This is a genomic window from Thalassospira lucentensis (assembly GCF_050516545.1).
In the GTDB taxonomy this organism is placed as follows: Bacteria; Pseudomonadota; Alphaproteobacteria; order Rhodospirillales; family Thalassospiraceae; genus Thalassospira; species Thalassospira lucentensis_C.
In genome coordinates this window covers 2,725,098-2,745,260 of sequence record NZ_CP191544.1, presented here as the reverse complement: position 1 = coordinate 2,745,260, position 20,163 = coordinate 2,725,098, and the positions used below count along the sequence as shown (strand labels likewise).

The 20,163-nt window shown below is 53.5% G+C and carries 18 protein-coding genes; 6 read left to right on the top strand and 12 right to left on the bottom strand.

The features are described 5' to 3' along the window. Positions 1–727 precede the first annotated feature (727 nt). Positions 728–1,423, bottom strand: coding sequence for a response regulator transcription factor CtrA (ctrA, locus tag ACQ0MK_RS12715; protein WP_430472929.1), 696 nt, complete (start codon positions 1,421–1,423; stop codon positions 728–730). Positions 1,424–1,826: 403 nt separating this feature from the next. Here ctrA and fliI point away from each other — a divergent pair, with 403 nt between their 5' ends. Both fliI and ACQ0MK_RS12705 read left to right on the top strand, forming a co-directional pair. After that, positions 1,827–3,410, top strand: coding sequence for a flagellar protein export ATPase FliI (gene fliI / locus ACQ0MK_RS12710; protein ID WP_430472928.1), 1,584 nt, complete (start codon positions 1,827–1,829; stop codon positions 3,408–3,410). A 74-nt stretch (positions 3,411–3,484) separates the two neighbouring features. Beyond that, positions 3,485–3,913 carry a flagellar FliJ family protein gene (locus ACQ0MK_RS12705; protein WP_430472927.1) on the top strand — a complete coding sequence of 143 codons (429 nt, stop codon included), beginning with the start codon at positions 3,485–3,487 and terminating at the stop codon, positions 3,911–3,913. Positions 3,914–3,930: 17 nt separating this feature from the next. Here the strand turns inward: ACQ0MK_RS12705 and ACQ0MK_RS12700 are convergent, their stop codons facing one another. Together ACQ0MK_RS12700 and ACQ0MK_RS12695 are read right to left on the bottom strand one after the other, a co-directional pair. Then, positions 3,931–4,410 carry a YbaK/EbsC family protein gene (locus tag ACQ0MK_RS12700; RefSeq protein ID WP_430472926.1) on the bottom strand — a complete coding sequence of 160 codons (480 nt, stop codon included), beginning with the start codon at positions 4,408–4,410 and terminating at the stop codon, positions 3,931–3,933. Beyond that, complete coding sequence (locus ACQ0MK_RS12695; protein WP_430476029.1) at positions 4,410–5,144, bottom strand: TerC family protein; 735 nt, start codon at positions 5,142–5,144, stop codon at positions 4,410–4,412. The genes ACQ0MK_RS12700 and ACQ0MK_RS12695 overlap by 1 nt, the downstream gene beginning before the upstream one ends. Before the next feature lie 207 nt (positions 5,145–5,351). Here ACQ0MK_RS12695 and ACQ0MK_RS12690 point away from each other — a divergent pair, with 207 nt between their 5' ends. The 4 genes from ACQ0MK_RS12690 to ACQ0MK_RS12675 all read left to right on the top strand — a co-directional run bounded on the left by ACQ0MK_RS12690 (position 5,352) and on the right by ACQ0MK_RS12675 (position 9,634). Further along, entirely contained in the window at positions 5,352–6,593 is a 1,242-nt protein-coding gene (locus tag ACQ0MK_RS12690; protein WP_430472925.1) for an ABC transporter substrate-binding protein, read from the top strand. 6 nt (positions 6,594–6,599) lie between these two features. Further along, the gene (locus ACQ0MK_RS12685; protein ID WP_430472924.1) at positions 6,600–8,285 is read left to right on the top strand and encodes an ABC transporter permease; all 1,686 of its coding nucleotides are present in this window, start codon (positions 6,600–6,602) and stop codon (positions 8,283–8,285) included. 3 nt (positions 8,286–8,288) lie between these two features. Then, a complete protein-coding gene (locus tag ACQ0MK_RS12680; RefSeq protein WP_430472923.1) occupies positions 8,289–8,936 on the top strand; it encodes an ATP-binding cassette domain-containing protein in 648 nt (215 codons plus the stop codon). A gap of 143 nt (positions 8,937–9,079) precedes the next feature. Then, positions 9,080–9,634: a prolyl hydroxylase family protein gene (locus ACQ0MK_RS12675; RefSeq protein WP_430472922.1), complete on the top strand. Its 555-nt coding sequence runs from the start codon at positions 9,080–9,082 to the stop codon at positions 9,632–9,634. Positions 9,635–9,641: 7 nt separating this feature from the next. Here ACQ0MK_RS12675 and ACQ0MK_RS12670 read toward each other — a convergent pair whose 3' ends face one another. The 9 genes from ACQ0MK_RS12670 to ACQ0MK_RS12630 all read right to left on the bottom strand — a co-directional run bounded on the left by ACQ0MK_RS12670 (position 9,642) and on the right by ACQ0MK_RS12630 (position 20,086). Further along, the gene (locus tag ACQ0MK_RS12670) at positions 9,642–10,043 is read right to left on the bottom strand and encodes a hypothetical protein (RefSeq protein ID WP_350043470.1); all 402 of its coding nucleotides are present in this window, start codon (positions 10,041–10,043) and stop codon (positions 9,642–9,644) included. A gap of 91 nt (positions 10,044–10,134) precedes the next feature. Beyond that, positions 10,135–11,760, bottom strand: coding sequence for a hypothetical protein (locus ACQ0MK_RS12665; RefSeq protein ID WP_430472921.1), 1,626 nt, complete (start codon positions 11,758–11,760; stop codon positions 10,135–10,137). Between the two features lie 7 nt (positions 11,761–11,767). Beyond that, a complete protein-coding gene (locus ACQ0MK_RS12660; protein WP_430472920.1) occupies positions 11,768–12,556 on the bottom strand; it encodes a MinD/ParA family protein in 789 nt (262 codons plus the stop codon). Then, a complete protein-coding gene (locus ACQ0MK_RS12655) occupies positions 12,553–13,533 on the bottom strand; it encodes a GTP-binding protein (protein WP_430472919.1) in 981 nt (326 codons plus the stop codon). Before ACQ0MK_RS12655 ends, ACQ0MK_RS12660 begins: the two co-directional genes overlap by 4 nt. Positions 13,534–13,591: 58 nt before the next feature. Continuing rightward, on the bottom strand, positions 13,592–15,757 hold the full coding sequence (flhA, locus tag ACQ0MK_RS12650; protein WP_430472918.1) for a flagellar biosynthesis protein FlhA: 2,166 nt from the start codon (positions 15,755–15,757) through the stop codon (positions 13,592–13,594). A gap of 88 nt (positions 15,758–15,845) precedes the next feature. Then, positions 15,846–17,384: a sigma-54-dependent transcriptional regulator gene (locus tag ACQ0MK_RS12645; RefSeq protein ID WP_430472917.1), complete on the bottom strand. Its 1,539-nt coding sequence runs from the start codon at positions 17,382–17,384 to the stop codon at positions 15,846–15,848. A gap of 88 nt (positions 17,385–17,472) precedes the next feature. Then, positions 17,473–18,267, bottom strand: a complete 795-nt coding sequence (locus ACQ0MK_RS12640; RefSeq protein WP_430472916.1) for a motility protein A — start codon at positions 18,265–18,267, stop codon at positions 17,473–17,475. Positions 18,268–18,288: 21 nt separating this feature from the next. Further along, positions 18,289–18,543, bottom strand: a complete 255-nt coding sequence (gene fliN / locus ACQ0MK_RS12635) for a flagellar motor switch protein FliN (RefSeq protein ID WP_430476028.1) — start codon at positions 18,541–18,543, stop codon at positions 18,289–18,291. A 100-nt stretch (positions 18,544–18,643) separates the two neighbouring features. Then, positions 18,644–20,086 (bottom strand): hypothetical protein, encoded by a 1,443-nt coding sequence (locus ACQ0MK_RS12630; protein WP_430472915.1) that lies wholly within the window; start codon positions 20,084–20,086, stop codon positions 18,644–18,646. Between the last annotated feature and the right edge of the window lie 77 nt (positions 20,087–20,163).

Below are 20,163 nucleotides of genomic sequence, written 5' to 3'. Positions count from 1 at the left end.
ACCGCGCTTGAAAAGGCGCAGGCAAGTGGCACAGCCGCCGCAAGCAGTGGTGCTGCAGGTGCCGCAGCAGGCGGATTGGCGTTTCCCAAGCCCAAGCATATGCAAACAGGTGCCGCTGCGGCAGGAACCGCAGCCCGACCGGCAACGACGGGTGGCCTTCCGCCACGCCCGACGACAACCGGTACTGCAACCGCCCGTCCGGGCCTGACAGGCACGACCGCACGTCCGACGACGACGGGGACGGCTGGAGCAACTCCACCACGTCCGGGCACGACCGGAACCACAGCACGTCCAGGAACAACCGGAACGACAACGCGGCCGGGTGGTGTCGGGACAACTGGTACTGGTTCAACTGCCCGTCCGGGAACGACAGGAACAACCGGTTCTACAGGCTCGACATATCGCAGGCCGCTTGGCACCGGGACCGCTGGAAGTGGCACTGGAACCACGCCGACGCGTCCTTCAAATCCGTCAAGCAGCACAGGAAACTCTTCTGGTACGACGAGACCGTCAACCACGTTTGATCGATCACGTTTCGGCAAACCCGAAGACAAGAAATAGTCCGCTCGCCGTATTTGAACCGACTGTTTTCGCCAAAGTGCGGCGTCGGAAAAAAACATCGCAATAGATACAAAAACGCCCCGGTGCAGATCCGGGGCGTTTTTTGTGTAGCGGGCACTGTTGTTGTAACTCTTCTGCACAACGGAGTTGCGCGAAAAGTTATATTTTATGCCACAGCACTGTTCGTGTCCGGGTCGCGCAGGACATAGCCCCGGCCCCAAACCGTATGGATATAGTTGTCGCCTTTGGTAGCAGACTGAATTTTCTTACGCAGTTTGCAGACAAAGACGTCAATAATCTTGAGTTCCGGCTCGTCCATACCGCCATAAAGGTGGTTCAGGAACATTTCCTTGGTCAGTGTCGTGCCTTTACGCAGCGACAACAGTTCAAGGATGCCATATTCCTTGCCGGTCAAATGCAATGGTGATCCATCGACGTCGACCGTGCGTGCATCAAGATTAACGTTGAGTTTTCCGGTCGAAATCATCGACTGGGCATGCCCACGTGAGCGACGGACGATCGCCTGTACGCGTGCCAGAAGTTCTGTTTTTTCGAACGGCTTGGTAAGATAGTCATCCGCACCAAAGCCAAGACCTTTGACCTTGTCTTCGGTTTCCGTCAATCCCGAAAGGATAAGAACGGGGGTATCGACGCGTGCGTCGCGCAAACGTCTTAAGACTTCATAGCCGTCTATATCAGGCAGCATCAAGTCCAGAAGAATGATGTCATAATCGTAAAGTTTACCGATCTCGAGACCATCTTCCCCAAGATCCGTCGTGTCGATCACCATGCCTTCAGACTTGAGCATTAGCTCAATGCTATCAGCATAGGTGTTATCATCTTCAACCAGCAGCACCCGCATGTCTCTGCTCCGTTACCGTGTTCCGCAATAAGTCCGTGTTAATCCGGTTATTCGACAAGCGCCCCAACGATTGTCGGCGGGAATTTCTTTCCCATTTCGTTAACGATACGTTGCTTTGCGACTCGTGGCAAGCAGCCGAGTCGCATCTTGTTAACTTTTTTTCATCGTAAAGGGCGACTCGGGACCGGAATGTGAGTTTTCCCAACGGTTTGCTGTATTAATACGCAAAGACCGATAAAGACAAAAAAGTTGTCTTTTTATCGTCTACACAGCTTTTTAATACCGAATATGACTATATATTTGGGACGACGCGGTGCGATTTGCCACCCCTTGACCATTGGGGGTGATCAAAATTCCGTGTTAAAACAAGTATGAACCACCGCAACCGGAAAAGATCCAGAACGTGTTCCAGATCGGTCGAAACATCATCGCAGAACTTCGCCGCATTCCCGACTACCGCGTGGTCGGGCGGGTTACCGCGGTTTTGGGCCTTCTGGTGGAAATCGGCGGGGTTGAAGGTGCATTGTCCGTCGGGGATCGCTGCAAGGTCAAACGGCGCGATGGCAAGGGAGTGATTTGCGAGGTTGTTGGGTTTCGCAATGAACGCGCGCTTTTGATGCCGTTTGGTATTCTTGATGGCATCGGGATCGGCTGTGAAGTTGAATTGGGCGATACCCAGCCACAGGTTTACCCCGATGAAAGCTGGCTTGGGCGTGTGGTCAATGCATTTGGCGAACCTGTTGATGGCAAAGGCCCGCTAAGCGAAGGCAGCAAAGCCTATCCAATTCGCAATATGCCGCCATCGGCCCATTCGCGTCAGCGTGTTGCCGGCAAGATTGATCTGGGTGTTCGGGCAATGAATACCTTCCTGACCTGTTGCCGCGGGCAACGTATGGGGATTTTCGCCGGGTCGGGTGTCGGTAAATCCAGTTTGCTGTCGATGATGACGCGCCATACCACATCGGACGTATCAGTGGTTGGTCTGATCGGCGAACGTGGGCGGGAAGCCCGCGAATTCATTGAAGATGATCTGGGCGAAGAAGGTTTGCGTCGTTCGGTTGTCGTGGTAGCGACATCGGATGAGCCGCCCTTGATGCGGCGTCAGGCAGCTTATATGACCATGGCGATTTCGGAATATTTCCGCGATGTCGGGCGTGATGTGCTGTGCATGATGGATTCTGTCACCCGTTTTGCCATGGCGCAGCGTGAAATCAGCTTGTCAATCGGGGAGCCACCGGCATCGAAGGGCTATACCCCGACGGTCTTTGCCGAATTGCCACGTCTGTTGGAGCGTGCTGGTCCGGGTGGACCGGGGCAGGGATCAATCACCGGGCTGTTTACCGTTCTGGTCGATGGTGATGACCATAACGAACCGATTTCTGATGCGGTGCGTGGTATTCTTGACGGGCACGTAGTGTTGGATCGATCCATCGCCGAGCAGGGCCGATATCCGGCAATCAATATCCTGCGCAGTGTGTCGCGTACGATGCCCGCCTGTAACAGCGAAGAAGAAAACCATATCGTGTCACGTGCGAGGCAATTGCTTGCGACCTATGACGATATGGCCGAATTGATCCGGCTTGGCGCGTATCGTCTGGGAACGGACCCCAAAGTCGATGAAGCGATCCATTATTTCCCGCTGATTGAAGAATTTCTCAAACAGCGCAAGACCGAATGTACACGGCTTAATGAAGGCTATCTTGATCTGGCGCGCCGCCTTGATCTGTTGGCACAGCAGCCCGAAGACCCACGTGTCGCCAAAGGGGCCCAATCGCAAAAAACACAGCAGGCCGCCCAACCGGCCGCCGCCGCGCCGCAAGGCATTCCAGATGAAATGCCGCCCCATCGGCCTGCTCCACCGCCATCAACGGGTCCGACGATTACCCGCGGGTCAAAGGTCAATAGCCGGTCCAAGGCGGGCAATACAGCCGACCTTAATGATGCCAAACGTGCCTTGCGTCGCGACCAAGGCGAGAAACCGCAATGACGTTCTTTGCTTTATGCGACGGCCGGTTGAGAAAGGTTTCTGGGCTGATGGCTTCTGAGGACAAGGGGTAACCCATGGCCAAGGACTTCAAAACACTGGTGCGGATGCGCAAATGGGCGCTGGATGAAAAACAGCGCGAATTAGGCGAGATGCAAGGTGTGTTAAATAACCTTCTTGCCGAGAAAGACGCGCTTGAAAAGGCGGTGATTGCCGAACAAAAGGTTGCTGCTGAAAACCCGGAACTTGCCGGTTTTGCCTATGGCGGCTTTGCCAATGCGGTGATCGCCGAACGCGAAGCGATTACGAAAATGATTGCCGAGCAGGAAAAAAAGATCGACGTCTTTCGCGATGAAGTTGCCGATGCCTTCAAGGCAATGAAAACAGCCGAGATCGCCGAACGTAACAGGGCAGAAGCCGCGCAAGCCGAAGAAGACCGCAAAGAGCAGGAAGAGCTGGACGAGATCGGCATGCGTTCTGCGACACGGGATGACGGACTTGTTTAGGGTAACGACCCGCTCAATCAGGCAGAAACATCCACGCCCGTCTCAATCCCGGTAACATCACGCAAATCACGGGTCGAAAGTGAAAACACTGTCTTGGGCGTGCCCGCGGCCAGCCAGACGGTGTCTTTTTCCAGAAGCTTCTTGTCAATCAGCGTTTCCACCGGCTTTGCATGGCCAAAGGGCGGTACGCCGCCAATCACATATCCGGTGGTTTCTCGGACTTCGGTGGCCTCGGCTTTGCGGATCGGCAGACCAAGAAGGTTTGCCGCCTTGTTCATATCAACCTGATCCGCCCCGTTCATGACGATCAGGATCGGATTGAGTGTTTCCGTCACAAAAACAAGCGATTTACCTATGTCGCTGACGTTACAGCCAATGGCCTTGGCAGCATCGACAGCCGTGTGCGTGCCTTCGGGAAATTCGAACACGTCGATTTGCGTAAGACCATTTTCCTCAAAGGCATTTTGTAAACATTGAGGTGGGGCAACTTTCTTCATCAGCCGTTCTCTTGTGCACGGTTTTTGAGTTTGCGCTTGCGATTGAGAAGGTTGAGCGTTTCGACAGACAGGCTAAAGGCCATTGCGAAATAAATGTAGCCTTTGGGCACGTGAATTTCGACACCATCAAGCAACAAGACAAACCCGACCAGAATTAAAAACGATAAGGCCAGCATTTTGACAGAAGGGTGTTTTTCAACAAAGTCGCCAATGGTCTTAGCCGCCGCCAACATCACCAGAACCGACAGGATAACGGCAATCACCATGATGGATATGTGATCCACCAAACCGACCGCCGTAATCACGCTATCAAGCGAGAAGATCATATCAAGCAACATGATCTGAACGATCGTCATGGCAAAACTTGACATCACTTTGCCGGGTCCCTGTTCTTCGGGTTCGTCAATGGAATGGTGGATTTCCTTGGATGCCTTGGCAATCAGGAACAACCCGCCAATAATCAGGATTAAATCACGTCCACTGACCTCCTGCCCGAATGCTTCAAACAAAGGCGCGGTCAATTGCATGATCCAGGTAATGCCTGCCAAAAGGCCCAAGCGCATCCCCATTGCAGCCAACAAACCAATGCGTCTGGCCGATGCCTGCTGCTTTTGCGGAAGTTTGGAAACAATCACGGACAAAAAGACGATATTGTCGATGCCCAGAACAATTTCGAGGGCGGTCAGGGTGGCAAGTCCCATCCACATATGTGGATCGCTCATCCATTCGAACATGATTTCATTCCCAATATAGGCTGTGATGGCAATAACCGGATCGGTGATAAGGTGTGTGTCAACACGTTCTAACGCAAGCGTGAATTGATTTTGCCGGGCGAGTATAGAAAAACTGGCATCCATAAAGTCAAACAGCTCACCCGACCGCATCCCATATAGAAGGGTGAAGGGGGCAGTTGATCATAAGGTGAAAAAGGATTGTTCAAGATGCGATTGAAAATGCGCGCGTTTGTTTCTGCCCTGACTTTGGTAACGGGCATTGCCACCGCATCTGTATCCGTTCCGGCCTTTGCCGACCCGGCACCAGATGTTGGCAACTGGCAATCGGTTCTGGATCAAGCCCGTGGTCAAACCGTTTACTGGCATGCCTGGGGTGGGGAACCGCGCATTAATGATTATATCGCATGGGCGGGTGAACAGGTTCGCGAACGGTATGGCGTGACGGTTGTTCAAGTGAAATTGACTGATACCGCCGATGCTGTGACCAAGGTTTTGACGGAAAAGACTGCCGGTGTTGATGACGGTGGTGCGGTTGATATGATCTGGATTAATGGTGAAAACTTTGCCGCGATGAAGCGCAACGAATTGCTGTTTGGTCCGTGGGTCGAAGAAACGCCGAATTTTGACTATGTCGATGTTGCTGGCAAACCCACCGTGATCAATGATTTCACATTGCCGACCGATGGGCTTGAAGCACCGTGGGGCATGGCACAGGTCAGTTTTTATTATGATACAGCCAAACATGACGAGGTGCCAAAATCAGCACAGGCATTGCTTGAGTGGCTGGTGAAAAATCCGGGTCGTTTTACCTATCCGCAACCGCCAAACTATATGGGATCGACCTTCCTTAAACAGATCCTGACCGAACTGGTGAAAGACCCGAAAGTCTTGCAGCAGCCTGCTGATGAAGCGGATGCGCAGAAAGTTCTGGCACCGCTTTGGGGATATCTAGAAGATTTGCAGCCGCTGTTGTGGCGCAACGGGCAGGCCTATCCACAGAACGGCGCATCGATGCGCACCCTTCTTGCTGACAATGAAGTTGATATCGCCTTTTCGTTCAGTTCCGGCGAAGTGTCATCGGCGATCGAGGCGTTTGAACTTCCAGATACTGTGCGATCCTATGTCTTTGATACAGGAACTCTTGGCAATACCAACTTTGTCGCCATCCCCTATAACGCATCGGCCAAGGCCGGGGCCGTGGTTCTAGGCGATTTTCTGATGTCGCCTGAAGCACAGCTGCGTAAACAGGACCCACAATATTGGGGGGCTGATACCGTCCTTGCGATGGATAAACTGCCCGATGACATGCGCAATGCCTTTGCCAATCTTGATCTTGGCATTGCATCCCTTTCGCCTGCCGAGTGGGGCACTGTTTTGCCCGAACCCCATCCAAGCTGGATGGGGTTGGTCGAACTTGAATGGCAAAAACATTACGGCGCGGTTCAATAATCGCGCATGTTGCGATTTATTCCGATCCTGACAATTGTGATTATGATCGGCCCGGTTTCGGCTGGGTTGATTGGCACATTGTTGCCTGCATTTGGTGTTTTGCCAGCCCTTGGCGGCGATAGCCCCAGCCTTGATGCGTGGGCGAGGCTCTTTGTCCAGCCGGGCCTTGATCAATCCATTCGGTTGTCCTTGGTCAACGGGCTTGCTGCGACCTTGATATCGGTTGCGATTGTTTTACTGTTTTGTGCCGCGTGGCAGGGCACACCGGTTTTCCGCATGATGCAACGGGTGCTGTCGCCAATTTTATCCGTGCCACATGCAACGGCGGCATTTGGGTTGGCATTTTTAATTGCGCCATCTGGCTGGATCGCGCGTGTCGTCGCACAGTCTGCCGGATGGGATCGACCAGTCGATATTGCAATTATCCATGATCCATTGGGGATGGCGATGGTGGCGGGATTGATCGCCAAGGAAATCCCGTTCCTGTTTCTCATGACGTTGGCGGCCTTGCCACAAGCAGAAACAGAACGCACAGCGCAAGTCACCGCAACATTGGGATATGGCCGGATTGCCGGATGGTTCAAGGCGAGTTTGCCGCGCATCTACCCGCAAATCCGTTTGCCGATACTGGCCGTTCTCGCCTATTCGACGTCGGTTGTCGATGTCGCGATGATTTTGGGGCCGACCACACCAGCCCCCTTGGCTGTGCGGATTCTTGGATGGTTGTCTGATCCTGATCTGGCATATCGGTTTATGGCATCAAGTGCAGCAGTGCTTCAGTTGCTGATCGTGATTGTCGCGATGGGGATATGGATACTTGGTGAAAAGACTGTTGGCTTTGCTGGACGCCATTGGGCCGAAGATGGGCATCGATTGAAACGGGATGACGGAATTCGGCGTTTTAGTGCCGTTCTGGCCGTGATTGCAGCAGGGACGGTTATCCTTGGTCTTGTGATCCTGTTGGTTTGGAGCATCGCCGGGTTTTGGGCTTTTCCTGATGTGTTGCCCCGCAATTTCAGTTTCCGGCTTTGGATGCGAGAGTTTGATATGATCGGGGGCAGCCTCTGGGCTACATTGCTGATTGGTATTCCGACGGTTCTGATCGCGGTGGCACTTGTTTTAGGCTGTCTGGAAAATGAAATACGCATGGGGCATGGACCAGGGCGCGGGGCCATATGGCTGATTTACGTGCCGCTTCTGGTGCCGCAGATCAGCTTTATGTTTGGATTGCAGGTCTTCTTTACCCTGATCGGGTTGGAACGCACATTATATGCCGTCGTCTTGGCGCATCTGGTGTTTGTATTGCCTTATGTGTATCTGTCGCTTTCTGATCCGTTTCGCGCCCTTGATCCACGCTATGGGCAAACGGCCTTGTGTCTGGGGGCAGCGCCAAACCGGGTGTTTTGGCAAGTTCGTTTGCCGTTGCTTACCCGTGCAGTTTTGACAACCATGGCGGTCGGGTTGGCGGTAACGGTTGGTCAGTATCTGCCAACTTTGTTGATCGGGGCCGGTCGATTTGCCACGGTAACGACCGAGGCGGTCGCACTGGCATCTGGCGGAGATCGCCGGATGATCGGGATTTATGGATTGCTGCAAATGGTGCTGCCGTTTACCGGATTTGTCGGCGCACTTTTGATACCAGCCGTTCTGTTCCGTCATCGACGGGGCATGAATGTGCAAAGCAAAGGATAAGGAATGCCAGTTTCGGGCAAGACAGGTCTTGAGTTACGCGATGTGCGCATAAGCCTTGATGGGCGAGAACTATTGAAGGTCAATTTGACCATCGCACCGGGCGAGGTCGTGACCCTTATGGGGCCAAGCGGATCGGGGAAATCAAGCTTGCTTGGCCATATCTGCGGAACGCTTTCAGCCCAGTTCACGATATCGGGCGAAGTTATCCTTGATGGCATGACCCTTGATGGCTGCGCGCCGCAGGATCGCCATGTAGGCATTCTGTTTCAGGATGATCTGTTGTTCCCGCATTTATCGGTTGGTGGCAATCTGGCCTTCGCGCTGCCATCGCAGATCAAGGGAAAAGCAAACCGTCGTGAGCGGGTTGAAGAAGCCCTGATCAGTGCCGGTATGGAAGGTTTTTATAATCGTGACCCGGCAACGCTTTCGGGTGGGCAGCGCGCACGTGTTGCCCTGATGCGGGTTTTGGTGTCAGAACCTTGCGCGCTGTTGCTTGATGAACCATTTTCAAAACTTGATAGCGGGCTTCGTGATCAGATCAGGTCATTTGTTTTTGATCTTGCGCGCGAGAACGGGCTGCCGACTTTGATGGTAACCCATGATCCCGAAGACGGCGCGGCTGCCGGTGGCAGGGTTATCAATCTCGCCTGATATTTCGGTGTGACCCGTAATACAGGCAGTGCCAAATTTGCTGGCAACCGGCGTTGATTGGCCCTATAGCATCTTACCGCCCAAAATATTTTGTGCTTAAGTCATCAGATTAAGCAGCTCGTGCGGCATGGAGAATGTCGTCAATGTTTCCAGATGAAATGTATGCTGTTGTTCCAGATGCCCTTGATGGCAGTACGTGCGAACGCCTGATTAATGGTTTCGCCAAGGACATGGATGATGGCGGACTTGTTCAAGGACAGTCAGCAACGCATATCCGGCAATCGAAAATCACGTGGTTTAACGAAGAAGAGGAACCGGCTGTGTCACGCCGGATCACGGATCTTGTTGCTGATGTGAACCGCAACTGGTTTGATTTTTCCCTGACCGACTTTGCCGAAGACGCCCAGATTGCCTGTTACGTTGGCGATCAGCGCGGTCATTATGACTGGCACAGTGATATCGGATCGTCTGAAGTTGCCCGGCGGCGCAAGATGACCTTGGTTATTCAGCTTTCCGAACCTGATCAGTATGAAGGTGGCTTGCTGCAACTCAATCCGGCAGGGCATTTCATTGATGCGCCAATGGAGCGTGGAACGGCGATTTTTTTCCCAAGCTTCGTTTTGCACCGGGTTGCGCCAACCACAGCGGGCCTACGTTATTCCCTGACCCAATGGGTGCATGGAAACCCGTTTCGCTAAACCCTGTTTAATACCGTTCAAGCCGATCCAGAAGACGCGGATTGCCCCATTTGGGCTGACGGTCTTCAAGGGCTGCTTCATGATGGAAAATCTGATCATTGTCAGCGGTCTGTTTGTCCAGTCGCAGACTGATCCAGCGCGGTACGAGTTCATTGTTGAAATCGTCCATCAGCAGCACTGCCGCACTTTCGAAATTCTCAAACGCGATATTTGATATTTCGGCATAATATTGCGCAAGGTCGTCGGTCTTAAGGATCAACCGATCCGGGACATAGCGCAGCGTCATGCGGGCAGGGAAAACGTTTTTCGCACCGGTCAGGTTGCTTTGCAACGTCACGACATAATCAACCTGCGGGCCCGGATTTGTTTCCGTCAGGATCAGGTTTCGACGTTGATAAATTTCAAGCATGTCTTCTAACCGTTTCTAATTTTTAAGATCATGAAGAATACGCGCCTGTTCTTAACAGGAAAAGCATTCATTTTTGGGCGTTGCGGGTAGTTTAAGCTTCGATCCCGTGATGGGAATTGGGGCCGCTGTTATTGCCCGTCGGGGCAATATGGACAAAGCGCGACCCGTCCTGAAACAGGATGTGGCCTTTATATCCCGATATTTGCAATGCTTCGCGGAAGATGCCGCGAATATCGTCACGGTTATGCGGTTGCAGCGGGTTTTCCGTGCGAATGATCAGATCAAATTTGCTGTCTTCGCCTTTGACCAATCCATCAAGTTGGGTATGGCCGACGGCGCTAAAGGACAGATCAAGCAGGAACCGGGTTCCCTGATCATCTTTTTTGTCGGGATCATCTTCGCGGTCACCGTGGCGCCAGCCCAGTTGAAGCTGTTCGATCCTATCGCCCATATTGAACGGCATCGCCATCACACGCCAGCCATCCGGGCGATCGTCGCTTGCCATGGCGCGCAACTGGGCAAAGTCGCCTTCAAGCCGTTTCAGGCCGCCGCCATCAAGATCAGACAAGCTTGAAAGACTGTTCGCCGCACGATCCCCCATCCAGCCACGGATACCGCTGCCCGGGCCTGTCATTGCGGCAAAAAAGAACATCATGGTGGTGGTCAGTTTCGGGCCAGCCTGCGGCAGATTGTTCAAAAGCGACATGGCCGCACCCGGGTCATGCTGCTGAAGGGCTGTGATGGCCGTTTGCAGGCTGCTCCAGTCGCGTGACAGGGCGGCATTCTGACCACGTGCAATCAGTTCCGCCTCGGTCATCGGCATGGAGGTCGTAACCTTGCCACTGCCCGATGCATCAACGCTAAAGGATAAGGTTGCCCCAACTGGGGCAGGTACCGGCAGTTTGATCCCGACGATGCCAGCCGATGTGCGCAAAGCGGTAAATCCCTGCGGCAACATGCGGGCTTCGGCGCTATCAGATGGCAAAACGGTTCCGCTTAGCAACAAGGCGGGACTTGGTTGCCCGGCAAGTTGAGGTGTTGCCCCAGCCGTCGTCATACCAGCCGCCCCACCAGCAGCAACCAGTCCACCTGCGCCGCCCGCTGTGGTACCACCTGCAGCGGCATTTAAGACATTGGCGGCTTGCTGCGGTGTTACAGTGCCCTGACCAAGGAAGATGACTTGCGTCTGACTTCCGGCAGGCAATTGCGTGCCGTTGGGCATGGTCAGGATCGACGTCGTCATGGCACTAAAGGTTTGACCGGGTGTAAGGGTGGTGGCGGTGATGTTGCCAGTTGAAAGACCACCAGACGTCCCAGGGGTGAGGGTTTGCGGCAGAAGTTGCAGGCGCATGCCATCGGCAGGATTTGCGCCCGCTTGTCCTGTGCCGGGATTGGTTGTTGGAATGCGGGCCCAGATCAGATCGCCAAGATTACCCGGAAGTTGTGTCGGGACTTTTACGGTGACCTGCCCAAGGGCGGTGGCCAGTGTCAGTTGATTGCCAGATTGCGATTGCACCGATGCCTGCAAAAGCGTTTCCACAGGCAGCTTGGCCAAGGCCGCAGCAACCTGTGGCGATGTTGCATTGGTAACGGTCGCGGTGACCTGTGCCGGGACCGATCCCTGGCCCGATCCCTGGCCCGATTGTGCCGATGCGCCCGCCGAGGCCTGACCACCGACCGAAGGACCGGGTGATATGGCTTGTGGCGGGAGCGTCATGGCACAATTACTCCTCGAGAAGGATTTGTGCGATGGCCTCTATATCGTGGGCGGCATCGCAATTTGGATGACGGGTCAAAAGCGGCGTTTGATTCCGAATGCATTCGGAAACACGCGCATCAGCCCGGATGACACCCAGAAGCGGTGGCGAAATCTTAAGGAAGCCCTCGCAGGCTTTCAGAAGTTTGCTATAGATCGCCTGACCTTCTTTTTTATCCTTGGCCATGTTGATGACGACCCGAATATCGGTTTTCGGGCGGGCCATATGCGTGATTTTGATAAAGGCATAGGCATCGGTCAAAGAGGTCGGATCACCATTGGTTATGACAATCACCGTGTTGGCAAGTCCGGTCATTTGACGGACACCCTGATCAACACCAGCACCCAGATCGATCAGAACCTTGTCATAGGCCTTGCCAGTCTGAAGCAAATCATCAGACAGGGCCTGAAGCCGGGAGGCTGGAAGGTTGGCAAGGCTGCCCGATCCACTGCGACCGGCAACAATGTCAAAACCGCCATCGGGGAAGTGGGTGACGGCCTCTTTCAGGCCGATACGGCCAGCAATGACACCGCCCAGATCATGTTTGGGCATCAGGCCAAGCTGAATATCGATGTTTGCCAGACCAAGATCGCCATCAAACAGAAGCGCCTTTTGCCCTTCGAGAACCATGGCATGGGTCAGGGTAATCGAGAACCAGGTCTTGCCCACGCCGCCTTTACCAGATGCGACGGCAAGAACATTGCGGCCTCTGGTGCGCGGGGCAGATTTGGGTGCAGAATCAGACTTGGTAGTCATTTCACGACCTCGGAGAAGCTCGGTTTTGCGGTATCCGCGCGATGGGATGGTATCAGAAGTTTTGCCAAGGCAAGGGGACTTAAGGCAGTTAAACCGTCCGCAACCTGAGCTGTCATACTGACATTACAAAGGGAAAGATTTCCTGAATCAGCCCCATATAGCGCACCGCCAAGGCGGGCTGCAACATCCAGACGTGAAATCATCACGCGTGTTGCACCACCATCGGCAAAGGCATTGGCGATATCAGCAGACTCATCTGCATCAATTCCTGCCGGGTTAACCAATATCGTTTCGCTTGGTATTGCCTGCATGAATTCACAAAGCGTGCCAATATCATTTCCAAGATACGGATTGCAGCTTGCTGTATCGACCAGAATGACATCCGCTTCGCGGATATCGTTAAAATGGTTTTTGAGTTCGTCAGGCGATTTGGCTTGTATCAGATCAATTTTTAAAATGCGGGTAAAGGCTTCAAGCTGCGCAATGCCGCCAGCACGTTTGTAATCGGTTGAAAGAACAGCAACTTTGCGTTTTTTCATCACCGCACGTGCAGCCGTTTTGGCAACGGCCAGCGTTTTACCTGATCCCGGGGGCCCGACAAAGGCCAAGGCACGCGGTGTATTTTTTTCTGGCAGCGGCGAAAAATCAAAAATTTCGTCAAGCGCACCGGCCAATAATTGCTGTGCCGATGCCGCGGCTGTTTCGCGTGCCATCAGGTTGCAAATACGAATGCGCAGCCTTTCAGGCAAATTGTGCCGTGTAAGTGCTGTTTCGACCATATCAAGCTGTTCTTGCAATGCCGGGGCAGGGCCACTGTCATCGTCGAAATCAGGATCATGATCAAGGGCCGCTGTCAGACGCACACCGCTTCCGGGGATGTCCTGGGTTGATACAATGATCGCATCATTGCCCATATGCTCTTTTACAAGCGCCATCGCCTCGGTCATTGTGGGGGCGGTAAAGGTCTTAAGACGCATTTATTTCCCCCCAATCATTTCTGCGGGCATTCAGAGCCATCTGCATGAAACCAACCAATCAGACCTGCCCCAGTGTTTTAAGTTGTGCTTTGGGGTGAATTTCATTTTGTGACATCACCACCGTGCTTGGACGGAATCGTTCAACAATAGAACGAACATAGGGACGAATGCCCGGACTTGTAAGAAGGACAGGCGATTCTCCCATCATACCCAAGCGTTCAAATGTTGTGCGCACCTTATTGATAAATTCCTGAAGCTGGCTTGGCGGGATGGAAAGCTGTTTTTCCTCGCCCGATCCAACAAGGCTTTCGGCAAAAATCTGTTCCCATTGCGGTGACATGGTCACAAGCGGGATAACACCTTCCTGATTGGTGTTCACATCTGATAACTGACGGGCCAGACGGGATCGCACATGTTCGGTCATAAAGGTCGGATTGCGGGTAAAGGCGGTTGCCTCGGCCACACCTTCAAGGATGGTTGGCAGGTCACGAATGGACACGCGTTCGATCAAAAGGTTTTGAAGCACTCGCTGAACACCACCGACGGAAACCTGACCCGGAACGATGTCTTCGACCAGTTTTTTCTGATCGTCATCAAGTTCATCAAGCAGCTTTTGCGTTTCGGCATACGACAGCAATTCTGGCATGTGGTCTTTGATCACTTCGGTAATGTGCGTCGTGATCACGGTTTGCGGGTCAACCACGGTATAGCCACGGAACATGGCTTCTTCCTTCATGCCCTGTTCGATCCACATGGCAGGCAGGTTAAAGGTCGGCTCCATGGTCTTTTCGCCCGACAGGGTAATTTCTTCGCCGCGCGGATCCATGACCAGAAGCATGTTCGGGCGCAAGTCGCCCCGGCCTGCCTCGATCTCCTTGACCCGAAGGACATAGGTATTGGCAGGGAGCTGCATGTTGTCCTGAATACGGACAGATGGCATGACAAAGCCCATATCACCGGCCAGTTGGCGGCGAAGTGCCTTGATCTGATCGGTCAGTTTTTGACCCCGTTCGGTACTGATCAGCGACAGCAACCCATAGCCCAGTTCAAGCCGGACATAATCCATGCGCAGCGCATTGGCGATGGGTTCTTCGGCGGGTGGGGCGGCGGCATCGGCTGCGGCCTGCGTTTCTTTCATCTGTTCGGCGTCGACAGCGTTCTTCTGGCGCTTGCTCATGTAATAGGCGAGATAGCCCAACCCGATCGCAAGACCGAGGAACCAGACCATCGGAATACCCGGCAGAAGCGACATGCCACCCATCAGGGCAGCAGCAACACCAAGAGCTGCGGGATAGTTACTGATCTGGCCAAAGACGGCTTTTTCTGTCGCGCCATCAAGGCCACCTTTGGTGACCAAAAGACCCGCTGCGGTCGAAACGATCAGGGCCGGGATTTGCGATACCAGACCATCACCAACCGTCAGAATGGTATACACCTCGGTGGCTTCGCCAAGGGAAAGCCCCATCTGCGCAGTGCCGATGATGATGCCACCAACCACGTTGATAAACGTAATCAGAATACCGGCAACGGCATCGCCACGGACAAACTTCGATGCACCATCCATGGAGCCGAAGAACGAACTTTCGTCTTCAAGTTCCTTACGGCGCGCCTTTGCCTGTTCTTCGTTGATGATTCCCGACGACAAATCGGCATCAATCGCCATCTGTTTGCCGGGCATGGCGTCAAGGGTAAAGCGTGCTGCGACCTCGGCAATACGGCCAGAACCCTTGGTGATAACGACGAAGTTGATGATCACCAGGATGGAAAATACGATAATCCCGATGACAAAGTTTCCTGAAATCAGGAAGCTGCCAAAGGCCTCAATCACCGCACCGGCGGCATGTGTTCCTTCGTGACCATGACCCAGAATAAGCCGGGTTGTCGCAATGTTCAGCGCCAGACGTAACGACGTTGCCACCAGCAAGATCGTTGGAAACGAGTTGAATTCCAGCGGTTTTTGAATGAACAACGATGTCATCAGGATCAGAACAGAGAAACTGATCGACAATGCCAGCATGAAATCAAGCAACCATGGCGGCATCGGGAACATCATGACCACAAGGATCATGACAAAACCAAGCGCCATGGCGATATCGCCACGTTTCATCGCCGATAAGACACGGGACTGAATGATTGCGCCTATATTGACGCCGCCGGGCGCACCACCACCGGGGCCGTTAGAGCCGCCCGATCCAGTCGGTGTGATGTTTTGACCTTCGGCCATGGTGTTTGCTTGTAATCCTGTTGGTTGCTTTGTGTCTGGTGCGCTTTGTTACCCTTTGATACGGGGGCGCTAACGACAAGAAATCCTGTTAGTCGTGGCCGTCACCCGGTGCCGGAACTGCCAGTCCATCGTCGGTATATTGGCGCAATTTGTTGCGCAATGTCCGGATGGAAATGCCAAGAATATTGGCGGCATGGGTACGGTTGCCAAAGCAATGCTTAAGCGTATCAATAATCAGATCACGTTCAACATGCGCAACCGTCCGCCCGACCAAGCCCGCTGTTGCCGATCCATCGCCCGACCCACCTTCTGCATCAGAACCAGCCGCGCCATCATCATCGATTGTTTCAGGCGTGATCGGGGCTTGCGCCGGTGGTTGCGTTTGTGGGCTTGGCTGATAGGCCGATGATGCTGCCCCATAGGCCGCATTGGCACTGGCATAGGCCGAGTTCGCCCGCGCAGATGCAGGTGAGGGTGCCGGTGCACTTGGTGCCTGCGGTGCGGGCGCAGGTGTGTGTTCACTGTTCGGGGATCCGGAAAGCATGATGGCTTCTGGGCCGATTTCATTGGGGCCCGCAATCAAAACCGCGCGATGCATGGTGTTTTCAAGTTCACGCACATTGCCGCGCCAGTGATGGGACTGCAGACGCGCGATGGCAAGCGGGCTAATCGGGCGTACGGGGACATCATTGGCTTCGGAATATTTTTTAACGAAAAACTCGGCCAGTACCGGGATGTCATCAGGACGTTCGCGCAAAGCAGGAATATCGAGATTAACAACGTTCAGGCGGAAATACAGATCTTCGCGGAAATTGCCCGCATTGACTTCTGCCTCAAGATTACGGTTCGAGGTTGCCAGAATACGGACGTCGATCTTGACCGGGGCTTTGCCGCCCAGACGGTCAATTTCCTTTTCCTGAATGGCGCGCAGAAGCTTGGCCTGAAGGCGCACATCCATTTCGCTGATTTCATCAAGCAAAAGGGTGCCGCCATTGGCTTCTTCAAACTTACCAACGCGTCGGGCCTGTGCGCCGGTAAAGGCACCTTTTTCATGCCCGAAAAGTTCGGATTCCAAAAGATTGTCCGGGATCGCAGCACAGTTTACGGCAACAAATTGCTTATCCGCACGGTTGGATTTGCGATGGACAAAGCGCGATATGATTTCCTTGCCGGTCCCGCTTTCGCCTGTGATCAGAATGGACGCCGAACTGTTGGCGACCTGCGATGCCAGACGTAGGGTTTCGGCCATGCGGGCATCGCGGTGGATCAGGGCGTGACTTTCTTCGGTGACGGCTTCGAAAATGGCGGCGATCAGGTCTGCTTCTGGGGGAAGCGGGATGAATTCCTGCGCACCGGCTTTAATCGCGTTGACAGCACCATTGACGTCATTGCCAATGCCACATGCAACGACCGGTACATTGATGCGTTCCTGACTGATGCCGACGATCAAGGCGGCAACATCCAGTGTGATGTCAGCCATCACCAGATCAATACGGTTGCCTGCCCGCAGGATATTAAGCGCAGTTGTGACGCTTTCGGCCAACTGGACCGAAGCGCCCCGCGCCATTGCGATCTTGCTGGCTGCGCCTATTTGTCCGCCCAGTCCACCAACGATCAGTACCTGCATAGTCTCATCTCTTTCCGATCAGTTCCAAGCGGCCCCGAATGCCAAAAGAATATGTCGGTTCTCGGGGCCATCTTATTCACGTTTATGATCAATCGAAATAGCTGACGCGTTTTGATGGCGGCAGAATCGAATTGATCAGCATTTCCAGTCGGCGCGGGTTTTCCTGACGGCCAATGGAAACGGCACCGACCATATAGACCGAATTTAGCAATTCTTCATCGCCAGAGTTACGTTCAAGTTTCCCGGCAAGTGGGACAAAGACCATGTTGGCCAAGACTGCACCATAGAAGGTTGTCAGAAGTGCGACGGCCATGGACGGACCAATTGACGACGGATCATCAAGGTTACCAAGCATCTGCACCAGACCGATCAGCGTCCCGATCAAACCCATTGCCGGGGCGACGTCACCGGCTTTTTTCATGATGTTGGCACCTTTTTGGTGGCGCCCGATGGTTGCGTTCATGTCTTTGCGCATGATGGCTTCGACTTCTTCGGCAGGGGTGCCGTCGACGACCAAAGACAGACCTTTCCAAAGATATTCTTCGCTTTGCAAGCTATCAAGATGCCCCTGAAGCGACAAAACGCCGCCTTTGCGCGCGATTTCTGCAAGTTGCAGGATCTGGAGTGCGGCATCGGCCGGGTTGCGTGATTTGTGGAAAATCGTTCGCATCAGGACTTTGCCTGATCCAAGGAACTCGCCAAGCGCAAAGCTCACAGCTGTAATCGCGGCAGTACCGCCGATAACAATCAGAACAGAAGGGATATCGATAAAAGCACCCGGTGAGCCGCCAAAGATAATAGCCGCAATCACAAGCGCGAAGCCAATAATCAGTCCCCCGACTGTCGCAATGTCAAACGACGTTTTAGTCCCCCCTTCGGCCATAGTCGCAATTCCTCTCTTACGTTAGCCTTTTTCAGACTTAATGATTTCCGTCATGGTGACGCCAAGCCGATCCTCAACAACCACGACTTCGCCGCGCGCGACGAGACGGTTGTTCACATATATATCAATAGCTTCCCCAACCTTACGGTCAAGTTCTACTACAGCACCACGACCAAGTTTCAGCAATTGGCTGACCTGCATGGTTGCTTTTCCAAGGACCGCCGAAACCTGAACGGGAATATCGTAGACGGCTTCCAGATCTTTGGATGTTTTCATCTGCTCACCGCCAGAGTCGGCAGCGGCCAGAAGTTCAGTGCCTTCACCCTCTAGCTCAATGTGATCATCATCAAGTTCCGAGAGTTCTAGATCGTCATCATCAGCCATTTTCGTCTCCTGCGTCTTTGGTTGGTTGCTTCACAGCAGCCAAATCTTCGGCTTCGGTCGGGTTCACGGGCATTTCTTTTTCCGCACTTTCAGTCTGTCCCCTTTGACTTTCGGGTGCGGGCGGTGCCGGTTGAGGTTCCGGTGCAGTGACATTTTTCTGTTCCGGAACACCAGATTCTTCTGGTGTCTGGGCAGGCTGCCCTGCGGCATTATCTGCCTTGGTTATCTCATCAGCATCGTCTGTCGTTGCCTCGTGGCTCGGTTCCGGTGCCTGTTGTGCGTTTGGTGCGGCTGCTTTTTCCTGATCTTGCGGAGTTTCCAGCATGCTGTCAGCTTGTGGCACCGCATCATTCAATGATGTTTGCACATTCCGTGCATCGGTGCCATTGCCTTCTTTGGAACCATTGTCGACTTGGTTTTCCGTTGGGCCCACATCTGCGGACGGTGCCGGGTTTTGGGGGTCTGTCATTGCGGATGGCATTGACACAGTGTGAGAGTGTTCACTGCCTTCCGATGATCCACTGGTGGTGTCGGATATTGGGTTAGTACCTTCCGAACCCTGTGTTGTGTCGTCAGAACCAGCCTGTTGGGCAGAACCTTCTGGGGCGTTACCTGTTGTTGACGGAGCTACTTGCTCAGTCAGGTCAGGTTGTGCCGGATTTGGTGTGTTGTCCGAAACATTTGACGGGGCATCTGCGGCATCTACTGGCGTATCATTATTTTTAGGTTCTGAAAGACGTGTTTCCTGAAGATCCAAGTCGCCCATGTCACTTTGTAAAAGGCCATGATCTGCGGCGTGAAGTGAAAGAGCGTTATCAATGATCTCGTTGATTTCGGACCACACACGGGCCGTATCGCGAACAGCGGTGCCATCGCCCCAAGATACCATGCAATCGCCAATGGCGACGTCTGGTTCACCCACCACGATCACCTTGCCGGAAAAGCCACGTGACAACGCAATGCGTTCTGATACCGCAGCGAGTTCCTGTTCAAGGTCAGGATGAACTTTTATCAGGACCTTTGGGGCATCAAACAGATTGGCAAGGCACTGACGAACGATATCTTCGATTTCGGTCAGTTCATATTGCTTTGACCAAGTCGGTGCCAGTTTCCGTATGACGGCAAGGGCGACGTGAATGGCATCCTCATTTATTTTTGCATTCGCGCGTTTTTGCTGCTCGTCAATCTGGTCTAGTTTTTCGGCAATGACGGATTCAACATCGCCAATGGCTTTCTCAACCGAAGCCATCACTTCCTGATGACCTTGCTCAAACCCTTGGGCATGGCCTTCGGTCAAGCCTTGCGCATGGCCTTTTTGCTCGGCCTCGGCGACCATCTGGGCTGCTTGTTCTTCGGTATAGACGGGGGGCGGTGGTGGTGGCGTGTCGTCTTTCTTCTTTTTTTTTCTTTTTGCCAAACGCGTAATGCTCGTCATCGCCTCCGGATGAGCGAATGACATTGTCTGCATCATCAAAACTTAGAGAAAATGTGAACTTTTCAATGGCCGTCATA